General features: G+C 72.7%; 18 protein-coding genes. 8 read left to right on the top strand and 10 right to left on the bottom strand.

Annotated elements, in window-relative coordinates:
• Positions 1 to 24 precede the first annotated feature (24 nt).
• Together LX15_RS16520 and LX15_RS16515 are read left to right on the top strand one after the other, a co-directional pair.
• Positions 25 to 864, top strand: a complete 840-nt coding sequence (locus tag LX15_RS16520; protein WP_253670486.1) for a TetR/AcrR family transcriptional regulator — start codon at positions 25 to 27, stop codon at positions 862 to 864.
• Between the two features lie 26 nt (positions 865 to 890).
• Positions 891 to 1,226, top strand: coding sequence for a DUF4873 domain-containing protein (locus LX15_RS16515; RefSeq protein WP_253670485.1), 336 nt, complete (start codon positions 891 to 893; stop codon positions 1,224 to 1,226).
• 206 nt (positions 1,227 to 1,432) lie between these two features.
• Here the strand turns inward: LX15_RS16515 and LX15_RS16510 are convergent, their stop codons facing one another.
• Entirely contained in the window at positions 1,433 to 1,663 is a 231-nt protein-coding gene (locus LX15_RS16510; protein WP_253670484.1) for a DUF3107 domain-containing protein, read from the bottom strand.
• 177 nt (positions 1,664 to 1,840) lie between these two features.
• Positions 1,841 to 2,503 (bottom strand): ferritin-like fold-containing protein, encoded by a 663-nt coding sequence (locus tag LX15_RS16505; protein WP_253670483.1) that lies wholly within the window; start codon positions 2,501 to 2,503, stop codon positions 1,841 to 1,843.
• Positions 2,504 to 2,871: 368 nt separating this feature from the next.
• Between LX15_RS16505 and LX15_RS16500 the strand changes: the two genes are divergently transcribed.
• The 3 genes from LX15_RS16500 (at position 2,872) to LX15_RS16490 (ending at position 8,572) form a co-directional block, all read left to right on the top strand.
• Positions 2,872 to 4,608, top strand: a complete 1,737-nt coding sequence (locus LX15_RS16500) for a DEAD/DEAH box helicase (RefSeq protein WP_372502740.1) — start codon at positions 2,872 to 2,874, stop codon at positions 4,606 to 4,608.
• A 180-nt stretch (positions 4,609 to 4,788) separates the two neighbouring features.
• Complete coding sequence (locus tag LX15_RS16495) at positions 4,789 to 6,000, top strand: Rv3212 family protein (RefSeq protein WP_253670482.1); 1,212 nt, start codon at positions 4,789 to 4,791, stop codon at positions 5,998 to 6,000.
• Between the two features lie 1,627 nt (positions 6,001 to 7,627).
• On the top strand, positions 7,628 to 8,572 hold the full coding sequence (locus LX15_RS16490; RefSeq protein ID WP_253670481.1) for an alpha/beta fold hydrolase: 945 nt from the start codon (positions 7,628 to 7,630) through the stop codon (positions 8,570 to 8,572).
• Positions 8,573 to 8,590: 18 nt separating this feature from the next.
• Here LX15_RS16490 and LX15_RS16485 read toward each other — a convergent pair whose 3' ends face one another.
• Together LX15_RS16485 and LX15_RS16480 are read right to left on the bottom strand one after the other, a co-directional pair.
• Positions 8,591 to 8,917, bottom strand: a complete 327-nt coding sequence (locus LX15_RS16485) for a hypothetical protein (protein ID WP_253670480.1) — start codon at positions 8,915 to 8,917, stop codon at positions 8,591 to 8,593.
• Positions 8,918 to 8,967: 50 nt separating this feature from the next.
• Positions 8,968 to 9,801: a RecB family exonuclease gene (locus tag LX15_RS16480; protein ID WP_372502739.1), complete on the bottom strand. Its 834-nt coding sequence runs from the start codon at positions 9,799 to 9,801 to the stop codon at positions 8,968 to 8,970.
• A gap of 401 nt (positions 9,802 to 10,202) precedes the next feature.
• On the opposite strand from LX15_RS16480, the gene LX15_RS16475 reads away from it, so the two are divergent.
• The gene (locus tag LX15_RS16475) at positions 10,203 to 10,550 is read left to right on the top strand and encodes an arsenate reductase family protein (RefSeq protein WP_253670479.1); all 348 of its coding nucleotides are present in this window, start codon (positions 10,203 to 10,205) and stop codon (positions 10,548 to 10,550) included.
• On the opposite strand, the gene LX15_RS16470 is transcribed toward LX15_RS16475, so the two are convergent.
• From LX15_RS16470 to LX15_RS16455, 4 genes are all read right to left on the bottom strand, one after another.
• Entirely contained in the window at positions 10,547 to 11,158 is a 612-nt protein-coding gene (locus tag LX15_RS16470) for a MarC family protein (protein ID WP_253670478.1), read from the bottom strand. The two genes, LX15_RS16475 and LX15_RS16470, sit on opposite strands and share 4 nt — an antisense overlap.
• 3 nt (positions 11,159 to 11,161) lie before the next feature.
• Positions 11,162 to 12,031, bottom strand: coding sequence for a PHP domain-containing protein (locus LX15_RS16465; RefSeq protein ID WP_253670547.1), 870 nt, complete (start codon positions 12,029 to 12,031; stop codon positions 11,162 to 11,164).
• A gap of 132 nt (positions 12,032 to 12,163) precedes the next feature.
• Entirely contained in the window at positions 12,164 to 12,721 is a 558-nt protein-coding gene (locus tag LX15_RS16460) for a PH domain-containing protein (RefSeq protein ID WP_253670477.1), read from the bottom strand.
• Between the two features lie 22 nt (positions 12,722 to 12,743).
• Positions 12,744 to 12,902 carry a hypothetical protein gene (locus LX15_RS16455; protein ID WP_253670476.1) on the bottom strand — a complete coding sequence of 53 codons (159 nt, stop codon included), beginning with the start codon at positions 12,900 to 12,902 and terminating at the stop codon, positions 12,744 to 12,746.
• Between the two features lie 146 nt (positions 12,903 to 13,048).
• Between LX15_RS16455 and LX15_RS16450 the strand changes: the two genes are divergently transcribed.
• Entirely contained in the window at positions 13,049 to 13,483 is a 435-nt protein-coding gene (locus LX15_RS16450; protein WP_253670475.1) for an NUDIX hydrolase, read from the top strand.
• Positions 13,484 to 13,946: 463 nt separating this feature from the next.
• On the opposite strand, the gene LX15_RS16445 is transcribed toward LX15_RS16450, so the two are convergent.
• Positions 13,947 to 14,450 (bottom strand): MaoC family dehydratase, encoded by a 504-nt coding sequence (locus LX15_RS16445; RefSeq protein WP_253670474.1) that lies wholly within the window; start codon positions 14,448 to 14,450, stop codon positions 13,947 to 13,949.
• A gap of 304 nt (positions 14,451 to 14,754) precedes the next feature.
• Here LX15_RS16445 and corA point away from each other — a divergent pair, with 304 nt between their 5' ends.
• Positions 14,755 to 15,837, top strand: coding sequence for a magnesium/cobalt transporter CorA (gene corA / locus LX15_RS16440; protein WP_253670473.1), 1,083 nt, complete (start codon positions 14,755 to 14,757; stop codon positions 15,835 to 15,837).
• A 230-nt stretch (positions 15,838 to 16,067) separates the two neighbouring features.
• On the opposite strand, the gene LX15_RS16435 is transcribed toward corA, so the two are convergent.
• Positions 16,068 to 16,607, bottom strand: a complete 540-nt coding sequence (locus LX15_RS16435; protein ID WP_253670472.1) for an HXXEE domain-containing protein — start codon at positions 16,605 to 16,607, stop codon at positions 16,068 to 16,070.
• Positions 16,608 to 16,652: the final 45 nt, after the last annotated feature.

Here is a 16,652-nt window from a genome sequence, read left to right as displayed (position 1 = left end):
GATACTCGTGGTAGCGTGCGTCACATGGAGGGCTCTGTCAAGCGGCAATCGGGGGACCAGCCGGAGCGGCGGCCCGACGCCCGCCGGGAACGGTGGCGGGCGCACCGGGCGGCGCGGCGCGCCGAGTTCGTCGAGGCCGCGATCCGGGCGATCACCCGGCACGGCGCCGGCGTCGGCATGGACGAGATCGCGGCCGAGGCCGGGGTCAGCAAGCCGGTGCTCTACCGGCACTTCGCCGACAAGGCCGACGTGTACCTGGCCGTGGGCCAGCGCGGCACCGAGATGCTCATGGACCGGCTGGGGCCGGCGCTGGCCAGGATCGAGCGGGGGGACCACACGCCGAGGGACTGGATCAGGGGCGCGGTCGGCGCCTACATCGGGTTCGTCGCCGACCACCCCGAGCTGTACCACTTCGTGGTGCGGCGCCGGTTCGTCGAGGCGCCGGAGGACGACAGGGCGGCCCCGGCGACCCCGGACGTCGTCGCCGAGGACAAGGCGCTGATCGCGGCCGTGCTGTCCCGCGTGATCGGCGACTACCTGCGGCTGTTCGAGATGGACTCCGGCGGCGCCGAGGTGTGGGGCTACGGCCTCGTCGGCATGGTGCAGGCGGCCGGGGACTGGTGGCTGGAGCGCCGGTCGATGAGCCGCGAGGCGGTCACGGACTACCTGACCCAGATCATCTGGCACGCCGTCGACGGCGTGCTGCGCTCGGGCGGCATCCACCTCGAACCCGACGTCCCGTTCGCGGAGGCCTTCGGCGCGGCGGCGGCCCGCTCGCCCCGCCTGCGCCTGCTCAGCGGCGGGACCGACGGGGACGCGGAGGAGGCCCGCACCGACCCTGACGACCCGGCCAGCACCGGGTGAGGTCGACGACGAGGGGAGCGACAGCCATGGACGCGCACGACCACGACGCCCACGACCACGACGACGAGGAGTTCCGCGGCGACGGCACGTTGGTGGCCGGCGGCAGGGAGGTCCCAGCCCGGCTCCGGCTCCGCGGCTACTTCCAGCCGATCGACGGCCGGTTCCACTGGTACGGCCGGGTCGAGGCGAGCCAGGACGTGACGGAACTCGCCGGGAAGGGGAACCAGCGGGTGCTGGTGCGCACCGCCGACGGCGAGGCCGAGGGCGTGCTGAGCGACCCGGACACCTGGAACCGCTACCGGATCAGCGGCACGGGTCGTCCCCCGTTCGCGGTCGAGGCGGACCTGCCCACCCTCGACTGACCCCGCCCCCGACCAGCGCTGATCCTCCGACCATGCCCAGCCGTCGCCACCGGCGACGGTCGGCGAGCCGTCGCGGGCCTCGGCCGAGGCCCGCGACGCGGACCCCCGGCGGGCGTGCCCCACCCGTCGGTCCCATGAGGGAGCCGCGGGGCGACGTCGAGACGTCGCCCCGCGGCTCCCCTGCTTCCGGAGGCGCTGGTCGCGCCCTACTTGCCCACGGCGAAACCGATCGGCCGCCGGTCGGCGGGCGCGATCTCGATGTAGGCGACCTTCGACGACGGGACCATGTACCGGCGGCCCTTGTCGTCGACCAGCACCAGCAGCCCGTTCGTCTCCCGCAGCGCGTCGTTGACCAGCGCCTCGACCTCGTCCGGCGACTGCCCGCTCGACACCACGAGCTCGCGCGGGCTGTCCGCGACGCCGATCTTGACCTCCACGCCGACCTCCGGTCAGGGTTTGGCTCCTCGCCGGTCCGGACGGACCGGCCCAGTTCAGCAGTCAGGCTAGTCGAGCCGACCGCGCCGGCACGCGCGAAGCCCGTGCGCCGTCGGCGAACAGCCCGGTGAACAGGGCGGCGAGCAGGCTGACGACCGGGCGCGGCGCGACGCCGGCGCTCAGCCGAGGCCCAGCGCCTGCATCCGCTTGGTGTGGCTGTTCTGCAACCGCTTGAACAGCGCGGCGATGCCGGCGAGGTCCCCGGAGCCGCGCACGATCAGCTCGGCGAGCCCGTCCCGCTCGGCCACCACGTACTGCGCCTGGGTCACGGCCTCGCCCAGCAGCCGCCGACCCCACAGCACCAGCCGGTCCCGCACCTTCCGGTCCTCGCACGCCGCGCGCACCTCGCGCTCGGCGAACGCCGAGTGGCCGGTGTCGGCCAACACGGTGAGCACCAGCTCCCGGGTCTCCGGGTCCAGCCACTCCGCGACCTCGCGGTAGAAGTCGGCGGCCAGCCCGTCGCCCACGTACGCCTTGACCAGGGACTCCAGCCACGTCTTGGGCGCGGTGGACGCGTGGAAGGCGTCGATGGCGCGCACGAACGGGCGCATCGCCTCCTCGACGGCCACGCCCCTGTCCGCGAGGTGGCGCTCCAGCAGCGCGTAGTGGCCGATCTCGGCCGCCGCCATGCTGGCCAGGGCGGCGCGCCCGGTCAGCGTGGGCGCGGTCCTGGCGTCCTCGGCCAGCCGGTCGAACGCCGAGAGCTCGCCGTAGGCCAGCACGCCCAGCAGGTCGATGACGCCCTCGGGGACGCCCACCGGCGTCCGCTCCGCCTCGCTCATGAACGCGAGCGTATCCGCCGACCGGGGCCGCGCCCGGCGCAGCACCGGCCACGCCGGCGTCGGGGCAGGTAGACTGCGCGTGATGCCCGGTGCGGCCGCCCACGCGGCACCACCCGGCCGTGCCCGCGGTTCCCGCTGGCCGGCAACCGCCGGCCGGCACGTCCGGCGCCCCTCGGCGGTGGTCACGCGGGCCGGCCGAGGCGTGGTCGCCTCCCCAGGTGGCCGTCCCCGGTTGTGTCGGCGCCCACCTGTCGCGGCGCCGACGGACGAGGGTGCGCGCACCGCTACGCCGGCCCTCCCACGCATCGCGCAGGCGGGACCGCCCGGTCCGGCCGCGGCGGCGTGGTCGAGCGCCCGTGAAGGGGCCCGTGCGCGCTGGTACGAGAGAGGCGATCACCCTGACGCTCAGCAACACCCACCAGGACACCGTCGACCCCCGGTCGCTGGACCACAGCGACTCCGGCCTGGCCGACGACACCGACACCTCCGAGCCGTTGCACGCCGGCGCCCCGGTCCCGCCGGCCGCGCCGACCTTCGCCGAGCTGGGCGTGCGCGAGGAGATCGTGCGCGCGCTGGCCGAGGCCGGCATCGAGCGGACCTTCGCCATCCAGGAGCTGACCCTGCCGCTGGCGCTGCGCGGCGAGGACGTCATCGGCCAGGCGCGCACCGGCACCGGCAAGACCCTCGGCTTCGGCGTCCCGATCCTGCACCGGCTCACCACGCCGGGCGACGGCGTGCCGCAGGCCCTGGTCGTCGTCCCCACGCGGGAGCTGTGCCTCCAGGTCTCGCACGACCTGATCGACGCCGGCAAGCACCTCGGCGTGCGCGTGCTCGCCGTCTACGGCGGCCGGCCCTACGAGCCGCAGATCGAGGCCCTGCGGGGTGGGGTCGACGTGGTCGTCGGCACCCCCGGCCGGCTGCTGGACCTCGCCGAGCAGCGGCACCTGGTGCTGGGCAAGGTCAGCGCGCTGGTGCTGGACGAGGCCGACGAGATGCTCGACCTGGGCTTCCTGCCCGACGTCGAGCGCATCCTGCGCATGGTGCCCGAGAAGCGGCAGACGATGCTGTTCTCGGCGACCATGCCGGGCCCGATCATCACGCTGGCCAGGACCTTCCTCACCCAGCCGACGCACATCAGGGCCGAGGAGCCGCACAGCGGCGCGGTGCACGAGCGCACCCAGCAGTTCGTCTACCGCGCGCACGCCCTCGACAAGATCGAGCTGATCGCGCGGGTGCTCCAGGCCGAGGGCCGCGGCCTGAGCATGATCTTCACCAGGACCAAGCGCACGGCCCAGAAGATCGCCGACGAGCTGACCGAGCGCGGGTTCGCCGCCGGCGCGGTGCACGGCGACCTGGGCCAGGGCGCCAGGGAGCAGGCGCTGCGCGCGTTCCGCTCCGGCAAGGTGGACGTGCTGGTCTGCACCGACGTCGCGGCCAGGGGCATCGACGTCGAGGGCGTCACGCACGTCATCAACTACCAGTGCCCCGAGGACGAGAAGACCTACGTCCACCGGATCGGCCGGACCGGAAGGGCCGGCAGGGAGGGCGTCGCGGTGACCCTCGTCGACTGGGACGAGGAGCCGCGCTGGAAGCTGATCAACGACGCGCTCGGCCTCGACCGGCCGGAGCCGGTGGAGACCTACTCCACCTCGGACCACCTGTTCCACGACCTGGGCATCCCCAGGGAGACCACCGGCCGGTTGCCGCTGGCCAAGCGGACCAGGGCCGGGCTGGACGCCGAGCCGGTCGAGGAGGACGAGCGGAAGCGGCGGCGCAAGCGCACGCGCTCGACCGCGACCGGAGCGTCCGGCTCCTCTCCCGCCAAGGCGGGGGCCGAGGCGGCCGAGGGCGAGGAGCGGGCCGAGGGCCGGCAGCCCCGCCGCCGGCGGCGCACCCGGGGAGGCGCGGCGTCCGGCGAGGCCGCGCCGAAGGCCGCCAAGCCGGCGAAGGCGAAGGCGGGCGGCGAGGACCGCCAGGACGACGCTGGAGACGCGGCCGGCGGTGAGCGCCCGGCCCGGCGTCGCCGGCGCACGCGACGCGGCGAGTCCGCCGAGTCCTCGGCCGCGAACGGGGCGGACGGCGGCCAGTCCGGCGAGTCGGCCTGACCGACACGACCTCTGGTGACGACGACGGCGGCGGGCCTGGCCCGCCGCCGTCGCTGTTTCTCCCCTTCTCCCGCCGACGTCGGCGTTCCTCCCCACTCCCCTCCTGCCCCCTTGACGACGGCGCGCGCCGGTGCGGCGACTTCGACCGAGACCTGACATGCGGGCTGCGATGATGGCGGCGTGGTTCGACCCGAGCGCCGGAAGAAGAGCGACCTGGTCGCCGTCGTGTTGCTGGTCGTCGGCGTGCTGGTGGCCGGGACGGTGATCTGGTGGCGCGGCGACGCCAGGGCGACGACCTCGCAGACCGCGCCCGCCGGCGTGGTCGCGCCGGCCCCGCCCACCTCGGTGCCGCCGTCGTTGGCCGAGGTGTGGCGCGCGCCCAGCGGGGCGACGACCAGCCCGGTCGTCGTCGGGCCCACCGTGGTGACCGCGCACGGCGGCGAGGTGGTCGGCCACGACCCGGTGACCGGCGACGTGCGCTGGCGCTACGCCAGGGACCTGGAGCTGTGCACCGTGGGCTCCGCGTGGGAGCGGGCGCTGGCGGTCTACCGCAAGTCCCGGAACTGTAGCGAGGTCACCGCGCTGGACGGGGTGACCGGCGAGCGCGCGGCGCAGCGCAACGGTGACAGCGAGCTGGGCACCCGGCTGCTGACCGACGGCGTGCACGTCACGACCACCGGCGGCGAGCTGGTGGAGGTGTGGCGCTCGGACCTGGTGCGCACGATGCAGTACGGCGAGGTCCCGGCGATCGTCAACCCGAACAAGCAGCCCCGCCCCCAGTGCTCGTACGGCTCGTTCGCGGTGGCCAGCAACCGGATCGGCGTGCTGGAGCGCTGCCCGGAGGACCCGACCGACCGGCTCACCGTGCTCCGGCCGAACCCCAAGGAGTCGGACCAGCCCGAGCAGATCTGGACGACGTTGACCGCGGGGCGGAACGCGCGGATCGTGGCGATGAGCGGCGAGCTGGTCGCCGTCGCGCTGCCCGACCCCGCGCGGCTGACGGTCCTGGACAACGGTGGCCGCCAGATCGCGGAGTACCCGCTCTCGCTGCCGGCGGGGGAGCTGGCCGGGGACCCGCCAGGCCGGGTGGTGGCGACGACCGCCGGGACGAGCGCGATCTACTGGTTCACCGGCTCGCGCACGATCGCGCTGTCCCCGACCGATCTCCGTCCTCTGTGGACAGTGGAGAACACGCTCGGCCCCGGCACGATCCTCGCCGGCCGGCTCATGCTGCCGGTGTCCGGCGGCCTGGCCGTGCACGACGCGGCGAGCGGCGCCCGGCTCGGCGTGCTGCCCGTGGACCGGGCGGGCTACACCGGCCCGGTCTCGGTGGCCTCACTGGGGCCGGTGCTGCTCGAACAACGCGGGGACACCCTGGTCGCCCTCCGCTAGGGCCTGCTCTCAAAGCCAGATGAGCAGGGCGGCCAGATCGATCATCTCTCGGTACGGGATGGCGGTCTTGTCGAACCGGGTCGCGAGGGCACGGAACCGCTGAAGCCGGTCGAAGCAGGACCCAACCACGACGCGGCTTGGACAGGCGGTGGGTCGAACGCGGATGACGGCCGGGACACCCCGTCTACGCAGGCAGGTCCGGATCACGGGACTGGAGAAACCCCCCCTGCCCGCGCTCACCCGACTCAGCCGGATGACAGGCCCTCCCCAGGCCAGGGCAACAGAACGAGACGCCCTGCCATGACCAGGGTGAACACAGCGCGGTCGTCGACGTTGCCGCCAACCACCACCAAGTAGCGACCTGCCATCCCCCATCACAGGCCAGGTGGATCCTCGTGGCCGGTCCACCACGGGGACGACCGATAACGTGATCACCTGATTCGGGGCCGACGGTGTGCTGGTGGACGCGCACAGGTGCTGACGCCGACCCAGACCTCCCGGCCGCATTCGCTGATCACCTCGGCGATCATCCCCGCCTCGGTCGCCACAGTCAGGGTGCCGGCACGACCACCGCCAAAACCGGTGGCCGACACCACTTCCACGGCCTACGCCCTACCGGCAGGCCACACCCGTCTTCGCCCCGACCAACCATCCCATTGATCACCCGACGCCTCACCCCCCTTGGGCGCCCCATCACAGCCGGAGACAGGCAACAGCGGCTCGGCCGGCTGCCTCCACTCGTCGGCCACCTCGCGCCCGCGCAACACGCCCCAGGATCGAACAGATCAACCACCCGCCTTGAGAACGGACCCTAGATCTGCCCTCAAAGCCAGATGATCAAGACGGCCAGATCGAACACCCCTGGGGTGGGAGATAGCGGCCTTGTCAACGCGGGCGGCGATGGGTTCAACCACGACGCGGCGCGGGCAGGCAACGGAATCCGAACGCCGGAGGACGACCGAGGGCGTGAACACCTGACCTCCCGGTGCCCACCGCACGATCTGCCCCCTGTGGGGGACGCGGAGCGGCGGGGGCTACCGCGCCGGGCCTGCGCAGCGTGCTGGTAGGCACAAGCATCCCGCTGATCACACGACACCTCATCCACGCCCCGGGATCACCAGATCAACCACACCCGCCTGGAGAACGGACCCTAGGCCTACCCTCAAAGCCAAATGATCAGGCCGGCCAGATCGAACATCCTCGGGTGGGGAGATAGCGGCCTTGTCATCGCGAGTGGCGATGGGTTCAACCACGACGCGGCGCGGGCAGGCAACGGAGTCCCAACGCCGGGCAACAGCCGAGGGCGTGAAGACCTGACTCCCGATGCCCACCGCACGACCTGCCCCCTTGTGGGGGTCACGGAGCGGCGAGCCCTACCGCGCCGGGCCTGCGCAGCGCGCTGGCGGGCGCAAGCATCCCGCTGCTCACACGACACCTCACCCACCCGTGGGCGCCCCATCACAGCCGGGGACGGGCAACAGCGGCTTGATCGGCTGCCAACCCCTGGCACCAGGGCCGATTCGGCACCGACGACACCGACGGAGCGACCACCCGGCCCCGACGGGTTGACCCGGACCACAGTCCGATCTTCGTCGACACCCTCCCGGTTTGGGGCAGACTCGATGGCGTGAGCACCACGCCGTCGCAGATCACCCCGCACCGCGCGACCCGTGTCGACGTGCCGGCGCGGTGGGGTCCGCTGGCCGCGCTGCACGCGCCGGCCGTGGGCGGCGGCACGGGCAGCGGAGGCAAGGGCGCCGACGGCGCCGACCACGACGCGCTGGTGGTGTTCCTCCCCGGCTACACCGGTTCCAAGGAGGACTTCGCGCCGCTGCTCGACCCGGTCGCCGAGAGCGGCTTCTCGGTGCTGGCCCTCGACCTGCCGGGACAGCACGAGTCGGCCGGCCCGTCGGACGAGGCGGACTACCTCCCCGACCCGCTCGGCCGGGCACTGGCCGAGGTGCTGACCGCGCTGGCCAACGGGCAGGGCGTGGCGGGGTCGCGCCAGCCGCGCCCGGTGCTGCTCGTCGGCCACTCCTACGGGGGACTTGTCGCGCGCTCCGCCGTCCTGGCCGGCGCTCCCGTCCACGGCCTGGTGCTGCTCGACTCCGGCCCCGCCGCACTGCCCGACGGCGACCGCCGGCGGCTGCTGGACCTCGGGGAGCCGTTGCTGCGGGCGCACGGCGTCGAGGCGGTCCAACGCATCCGCGAGGCCCAGGACGCCAACGACCCCCGCTGGGCGGAGCGGCCCGCCGAGCTGAAGGAGCTGCTGCGGCGACGCTTCGTCGAGTCGGTGCCCGCCGGCCTGCTCGGCATGGCGACCGGGCTGCGCTCCGAACCCGACCGGGTCTCCGCGCTGGCCGACGCGCTCCGGGAGCGGGCCATCCCCTGCGCGGTCGTCTGCGGCGAGCACGACGACGCCTGGGCGGTGGAGACCCAACGCGCCATGGCCGAACGGTTGGGCGCGGACTTCACCGTGCTCCCTGGCGCCGCGCACTCCCCGAACATCGAGGCGCCCGAGGCCCTGCTCGCCACGCTGCTCCCGACCTGGCGCGCCTGGCTCACCCGCTGACGCGCGCCGCCAGCGCCGTCAGCGGTACCAGCCGTACCAGAGCACGAGGGCCACGACGACGAGCACGCCGAGTCCGGCGGCCCACGCGCGGGCGCCCCGGCCCCTGTCGACCTGGCGTTGCAGGGCGACCGCGGCGGCGGCGCCGAGGACGTGGCCGGTCACGACGAGCCAGCCCGGCCCGGCCTCGCCGTCGCCCAGCGCCATGGCCTGGGCGCCGACGAGGACCAGGGCGAGCAGCACGAGGCCGACGGCCAACGAGCCGACGAGCCCGCGCAGCAACCGGCCGACCCTGGCCAGGACGCCGGGTCGGGTGGTCGGGGAGCTGAGGTCCGGGGAAGTGTTCACGGTGGGTCTGGGCGTGGGGGTCGATCCGGGCAAGGCGTCACCGCTCCAACTCAGGGTGCCAGCAGGGCCCAGGGGTCCAGGTCGGGCGCCGCGCGCTGTCCCTCGGCGCAGTGCCGCCGGAAGTCGCACCACGAGCACTGCCGCCCAGGGCGGGGAGGGAACAGGACGTCGGGGTCGCCGCCGGCGGCCAGCGTGTCCGCCGCGAGCTGGAGGTCGTCCGCGGCCTCCTCGGCCCGCCGCACGTGCCTGGCCAGGGACTCCTCGGTGTGTTCCCAGGTCAGCACCTGGCCGCTGGGCAGGTGGTGCAGCTCGACCCGGCGGCACGGCCGGCGCAGCGTGCGGCGCGCCGCCACGGCGTACAGGGCCAGCGCCTGCGACCCCCTGGCGTCGTCGGCGGTCAGCACGTGCCGCCCGGTCTTGTAATCGACGATGACCAGCTCGCCGTCCCTGGCGTCGATGCGGTCCACCCGTCCCTCGGCGACGATCCGCGAGGTGGGCGTCGACACCCAGCGCTCCAGGCCGACCGGGTCGACCGTCGGGTCCAGCCCGTCGACGTAGGCCGCCACCCAGCCCCGCGCCCGCTCCCGGTGCTCGGCGGCCTGGTCGGCGTCGCGGAAACCGTCGCTCTTCCAGTACCGGCGGACCAGGTCGCTGGCCACCTCGACCGTCCGGCGCGTCGGGGGCAGCTCGAAGAACGCCCGCAGGGCGTTGTGCACGACCGCGCCCAGGGTGTTGTGCGCCCAGGCGCCGCCCCGCGCCGGCGTCGGGCGGTCCAGGTACGCCATGCGGTAGCGACGAGGACAGTCCGACCAGGTGGCCAGCTTCGCCGGCGTGACGCGGACCAGCTTCCTCGGCATACCCTCCAGCCCGAGCTGACCTTCCACGTCCACCACCGTACGCAGTGTTGTGCGGGACACCCGCACCCGGTCAGCGCCCGCGGGCGGAGAAGAACCAGGACCACCCACGACCGCCTGCGGTGCCGTGCGCGACACCCGCACCCGGTCAGCGCCCGCGGGCGGAGAAAGACCAGGATCGCCCACGACCGCCTGCGGTGCCATGCGGGACACCCGCACCCGGTCGGCGCCCGCAGGCGAAGAAAGACCAGGATCGCCCACGACCGCCTCCAGGTGTTCTTGCGGGACAACCCGCACCCGGTCAGCGGCCATGGGCGGGAGAACCACATCCTGGACCAGGGCCAGGCTGGAGTCGCCCCGCGACACCCCACCCGATCCGGCGGCGTCGCCGACGCCCGGGGCAGCGGGCCGGTGCGGGCACAATCGGCGGCGTGGAGATCTGGCACAACCCGCGCTGCTCGAAGTCCCGCGCCGCCAAGCAGGCCCTCGACGGTGCCGGCCGCGAGTACACCGAGCGCAGTTACCTCGACCAGCCGCCGCCCGCCGTCGAGCTGGACGCGGTGCTGGACCGGCTCGGGAAGCAGCCCTGGGAGATCACCCGGATGAACGAGCCCGTCGCCAGGGAGCTGGGCATGGCGACGTGGGAGCACGACCGGGAGCGGTGGATCGCGGCGCTCGTCGCCCACCCGGTGCTGATCCAACGCCCGATCGTGCTCACCGACGACGGCCGCGCGGTGCTGGCCCGCACGCCCGAGGAGGTCGAGGAGGCGTTGGGCTAGGCGGCGGTCAGGAAGCCGCGCACGGCGTTGGCGACGAGCTGGACCGCGATCGCCGCGACCAGCAGGCCGGCGATCTTGGCGAGCAGCAGGATGCCGCTCTGCCGCAACACGCGGATCACCAGGCCGGAGTAGCGGAGGAACAGCCACAGCGCCAGGTGCACGACCACGATGGCGGCGGCCAGCGCCAGGTACGCGCCGAGCCGGTGGTCGGTCTGCCGCACGAAGACGATGGTCGCGGCGATGGCGCCGGGCCCGGCCAGCAACGGCGTGCCCAGCGGCACCAACGCCACGTTGACGTCCTCGACCTCCTCCGGCCGGGTGCTCTCCCTCCCGGTGAGCAGGTCCAGCGCGACCAGGAGCAGCAGCAGGCCCCCCGCGCCCTGGAGGGCGGGGATGCCGATGCCGAGGTACCGCAGGATGGCCTCGCCGGTGAGGGCGAACAACGCGATGACGCCCAGTGAGACCAGCACCGCCTGTCGGGCCGCCCTGCGGCGCGACTCCGCGCTCCGTCTGCCCACCAGCCCGAGGAAGATCGGAATGGTCCCCGGAGGGTCCATGATCACGAACAGCGTGATCGCGGCCTCGACGAAGAGCGGGACGTCGAACATGGCTCACCCCGTCACGACACGGTCAGCCCCCGCCCGGTCCAGCAGCCGCTCGAACGCCTCCGGCGCGGTGGTCTCCTGACCGAGCCGCACGGTCTTGTTCGTGCCGTGGTAGTCACTGGATCCGGTGATGATCAGGTCCAGGTCGGTCGCCAGCGCCCGCAGTTCGGCCCTGGTGGGGGCGTCCTGGTCGGGGTGGTCGACCTCCAGCCCGGCCAGTCCCCTGCCGGCCAGCTCCACCACCACCTCGGGCGTCACCACCGGCCCCCGCGTCCTGGCGAACGGGTGGGCCAGCACGGTCACCCCGCCGGCCTCGGCGATCATGTCGATCGCCGTGTGGACCGGGGTGTCGGTGCGGCCGAGGTAGTACGGGCCTCCGGTGCCCAGGTACCGGGCGAACGCCTCGTCCACGCTGGACACGACCCCGGCGGCGACCAGCGCCCGCGCCAGGTGCGGCCGGCCCGCGGTCGCCCCGGTCGGCAGCGCGGCCATCAGCTCGTCCGCGTCGACCGGGAACCCGTCCGCGGCCATCCGCTCCGCCATCCGCCGCAGCCGCTCCCTCCGCTCCAACCGCAACCGGGTCTGCTCGGCCACGACGGCCGGCGAGTCGGGGTCGAACAGGTAGGCCAGCAGGTGCACGGTGGCCTGCCCGCCCCGTCCGTCGGGTGAGACGCAGGACAGCTCCGCGCCGGGGACCAGGCGCAGCCCGGGGGGCAGCGCGGCCGACGCGAGGTCCCAGCCGGCGGTGGTGTCGTGGTCGGTCAACGCGACGACGTCGAGCCCGGCCGCCGCGGCGGCGGCCACGAGCGCGTCCGGCGTGTCGGTGCCGTCGGACGCGGTGGAGTGGACGTGCAGGTCGATGCGCACGCCCACCAGTGTGAGGGATCTCCGGTCATCCGGCCGGGCCGCCTCGGTGACGCGCCGGCCGCCCGCGCCCCGGTCGTCCGGGGCGGGTCGAGACGCGCGAGGACCCCGGCGGCCACGCCGCCGGGGTCCTCGACACGCCGCTCACATGGTGACCTTGCCGGGCATCGCCCGTTTCGCCTTGGTCATGGTGAACCGCTCGGCCTGCTTCTTCTTGTCGCCGAACACCAGCTCGGAGATCGCGTCGTAGACCTCCTCCGGGTTCGGCAGGTACTCGATGCGGTTCAGCGCCTGGATCTGTCCCGCCGACTCCACGACCAGCGTGCCGAACCCGCACATCCGGCCGATGAAGCTGCGTTCGTAGGTGAGGTCGGTGACCTTGGTGACCGGCATCATCGCGACCTTCGTGGTGAACACCCCTGAGGTGATCATGAAGCGCTTGTCGGTGACGACGATGCGCTCCACCCACCACTCGATCACGAAGTACGCGAACCGCAGCACCACGAACAGCGCGGCGTACCAGATCAGGTTCTGGAGGATCCAGGCCCCCTGGGGCAGCAGGTAGGAGATCATCACGGCGCCGGCCAGCAGGGCCACCGCCTCGAAGATGTCCCACAGCAGGCACGCCCAGTGGCGCCGCACCCGGATCACCCGCCGCTCGGTGTCGAGCAGGTACTCGTCCGGATCCCGGGGCGCGAACACGGCTATGCCCTTCGCCCGCGGCTCAGAACAGCGACCGCACGAACGTGATCAACGCCTCCGCCGCCTCCTTGAGCGTCCGGAGGATGCCGTTGACCAGGTCCGCGGACTGCGTCGGCTGGGTGATCAGGAAGAAGAGCAGAAGGGCGATCCCGGCCCACGTGAGGATCTTCTTCAGGTTCACGATGACCCACCCCGTCCCTTACCTGCGCCCACGACTGGGCACCTGCGTGATCCGTTGTACCGCACTCGACCGCCGGACGGCAGGGTTGTACCGCACTTGGGTCAGCGCGTGGCCCGGCCCCGTCACCCGAATTACGCTCCGTGGTCATGACGGGGAGTGAGCATTGGATCATACGGTGCGTCGGCGCGATCGTCCATGACGCCGATGGGCGGTTACTGCTCGTACAGCGCGGCAACGACCCTGGTCGGGGCCGGTGGTCGGTGCCGGGCGGCCGGGTCGAGCCCGGCGAGTCGGACGCGGCGGCGGTGGCCAGGGAGGTCGAGGAGGAGACCGGGCTGTCCGTGCGGGTCGGGCCCTCCGTCGGCGTCGTGCGCCGGCCCGCTCCGACCGGCACGTACCTGATCGTCGACTACGCCGCCGAGGTGAGCGGCGGGACCCTCCGCGCGGGTGATGACGCGCTCGCCGTCCGGTGGGTGGACGATGTGATCTTCGACGCACTCGATCGGTCCGGGATGCTTACGGAGGGTCTCGCCGCCGCCCTGCGCGAGTGGGGCCAGCTCCCCCGCCCCTCCCGTCGGTGACCCGCGCGACACGGGGCCGGCCCTCCACCGTCACTCCCGGCATCGCCGCGCCCGTGGATGCGCCCCGCGACGACGCCCGCCCTTCGCCCCTCTGACGGGTCAGAAATCCCTTCACCGGAACGGTGAACAAGCACAGCGGGCGACAAGATTCGTGGACAGCACCGCCGAAAGCTCCGCCAGGCGGCGAACCTCCCCTGCCACGACCCACCACAGTGGACAGTCACGGCCCTGGTTCCCGTTCGTCGGACCCGTTTCGGAATCAGGTGACTGGAGGGCTTCAGAGAAACGACCAGAAGGGGGACAACTGGTGAAGGTCTCGTGCGCGAGCGCCGGGGCGGGAGGCAGGACCGACGCGGCGGCCCCGTGCGCCGGGCAGACGAGAGAACCGGACAGACGAGAACCACAGACGAGAACCGGGGTGCGCGACGCCCTCACCCCGGTTCTCCGACAACACCTCGTTCGATCAGGACTTGGGCTCGGGGCGCCCCGGCTGCTCCCCGCCGCGGCTCTCGCCGTAGCTGCGGCGCGGGACCATCACCTTGCGCCGGAACACGCACACGACCGTGCCGTCCTGCTTGTACCCACGGGTCTCCACGTAGACCACGCCGCGGTCGTCCTTGGACTTTGACGGCGTCTTGTCCAGGACCTCGGTCTCGCCGTAGATGGTGTCGCCGTGGAAGGTCGGCGCGACGTGCCGGAGCGACTCGACCTCCAGGTTGGCGATGGCCTTGCCGGAGACGTCGGGCACGGACATCCCGAGGAGCAGCGAGTAGACGTAGTTGCCCACCACGACGTTCCTGCCGAAGTCCGTGGTCTTCTCGGCGTAGTTGGCGTCCATGTGGAGCGGGTGGTGGTTCATCGTGAGCAGGCAGAACAGGTGGTCGTCGTACTCGGTGACCGTCTTGCCCGGCCAGTGCTTGTAGACCGCCCCGACCTCGAACTCCTCGAAGTAACGCCCGAACTGCACCGCTGCCTCCCGCGAATGTGATGGGCACCCCGTCGACCGGGGACGACAGTCTGAACCCGACGGGAGTACCCTCGACAACTGGTCTGTGAGCGACTCCACCCCTTCAGGGGTCCGGCAAGAGGAGGTGAGGAACGCGATGAGTAGTGCTGATACCGCGCTTCCGTGCAGTACCACCCGCGTCCTCGCCGGAGGGACCTGGCTCGCCAGCTAGGCCCCGTCGATCCCGGCCGGGACGCCTCCGCCAGCGCTGGGGCAGTCGGCTCCGGCGCGTCGTTCGCCCCGACGTGAGCGCTTGGAGGCCGTGATGCCGTCGCTGTCCAACCTCGGTCTGCGTGGTCGCACCCCACGCAACAATGGACGCCCCATCCCCCCGATCCGGGTCCCGCTGTCGGCCTACGTGGTCGACTGCGGGGTCTACGTGGACGGGCGCCGACTCCCGGGGCGGTTCACCCACACGGAGGCCGTGCGCACGGTCAGGGAGAAGGGTGAGGGCTTCGTCTGGATCGGGCTGCACGAACCGGACGAGGAGCAGATCAAGGGCGTCGCCGACACCTTCGGCCTGCACGAGCTGGCCGTCGAGGACGCGGTGCACGCGCACCAGCGGCCCAAGCTGGAGCGCTACGACGACGTTCTGTTCATGGTGCTCAAGACGGTCAGCTACGCCGGCCACGAGGACCCCACGACCGCCAGCGAGCTGGTCGAGACCGGCGAGATCATGGTGTTCGTCGGCAAGGACTTCGTGGTGACCGTGCGGCACGGCCGGCACTCCGGCCTGCGCCGGCTGCGCCAGCAGCTCGAGGAGGACCCCGAGCAGCTCGCCCTCGGCCCGGCCGCGGTGCTGCACGCCATCGCCGACCAGGTCGTCGACACCTACCTGGAGGTCACCCACCAGGTGGACGACGACGTGGAGCGGGCCGAGACCGACGTGTTCGCCCAGCGCAGCCACATGTCGATGGACCAGCTCTACATGCTCAAGCGCGAGGTGCTGGAGTTCCGGCGCGCCGTGCAGCCGCTGGCGCAGCCGCTGCGCCGGCTCGCCGAGGGCTACACCCCGCTGGTGCCCGCCGAGGTGCGGTCGTACTTCCGCAACGTCGAGGACCACCTCACGACCGTCGCCGAGAAGGTGAACGGGTTCAACGAGTTGCTGGACGCGTTGCTGGACGCCGCGGCCGCGAAGATCAACCTCCGCGCGAACACCGACATGCGCAAGATCACCGCGTGGGCCGCCATCATCTCGGTGCCCACGATGATCGCCGGCATCTACGGCATGAACTTCGAGTACATGCCGGAGACGAAGATGAAGTACGGCTATCCGGCCGTCGTGATCATCATCGTCATCGCGTGCGTAACGCTCTACCGGATTTTCCGACGGAACAAGTGGTTGTAGCCCCGCTCAGCCCGGCCGTCGCCTTCACCACCCCGCACTCACGCCCAGCACGACGGGAGGTCGTCCGACGTGGCTCGCCTGCTCACCAACCTGCGTTTCTGGATCATGACCGCGATCATCGGATGGGTGTCCATGGTCATCTACCTGATCCACTCCCAGCCCTGACCGCCGCACGTCCTGTTCGGACTGTCCCGGCCGCGCCGGGACAGTCCGAAGAGGACGGTCATCCGTCACCTCCCGCCGGGACCGCCCCGTCGGGTCGCCGCGCGCGCCACGGCGTGGACCGCGCCCGCCACGAGCGGGAACAACGCCATGCCCACCGCGGCGCCGCGCCCACCCTCGCGCACGACCCCGGCGCGGCGGAGCGTCCGCCACGCCCACCACGAGAACGGCGCGACCACGGTCGGCGCGGTGAGCACGCCCGGCGTGTACCGGCGTAGCGCCGCGGCCTGCGCGACGTGGGTGAGCGCGTGCCACCCGAAGGCCGCGAGCACCGTCTGGTACCACCCGGACCGCCCACCGGTCCTCGCCCCGGCCGCGGCGGCGCTCGCGAACACCACGCCCATCAGTCCGATCGCCACGGCGGCCTGAGCCCGGCTCATCTCCAGCGCCGACCACACGCGCCCTGGCACCCACGGGTGGCGCCGCCGCAGCTCCGGCAGGTGGCGGCGGGACCACTCCGCCATCGTCAGCAGCTCCTCGGCGTCGTGGGCCGCCCACGCGGCGAACAGTCCCCAGGTGGCCGCCTTCGGCACGGTCGAGTCGGACATGCCCACCTCGCCTAACGTTACATTCTGGAATGTAATTGTGGGCGT

It is taken from the genome of Streptoalloteichus tenebrarius (assembly GCF_024171885.1).
Classification (GTDB): domain Bacteria; phylum Actinomycetota; class Actinomycetes; order Mycobacteriales; family Pseudonocardiaceae; genus Streptoalloteichus; species Streptoalloteichus tenebrarius.
Note: the sequence above shows the minus strand (reverse complement) of the source record. Positions and strands in the feature narration are given on the sequence as shown.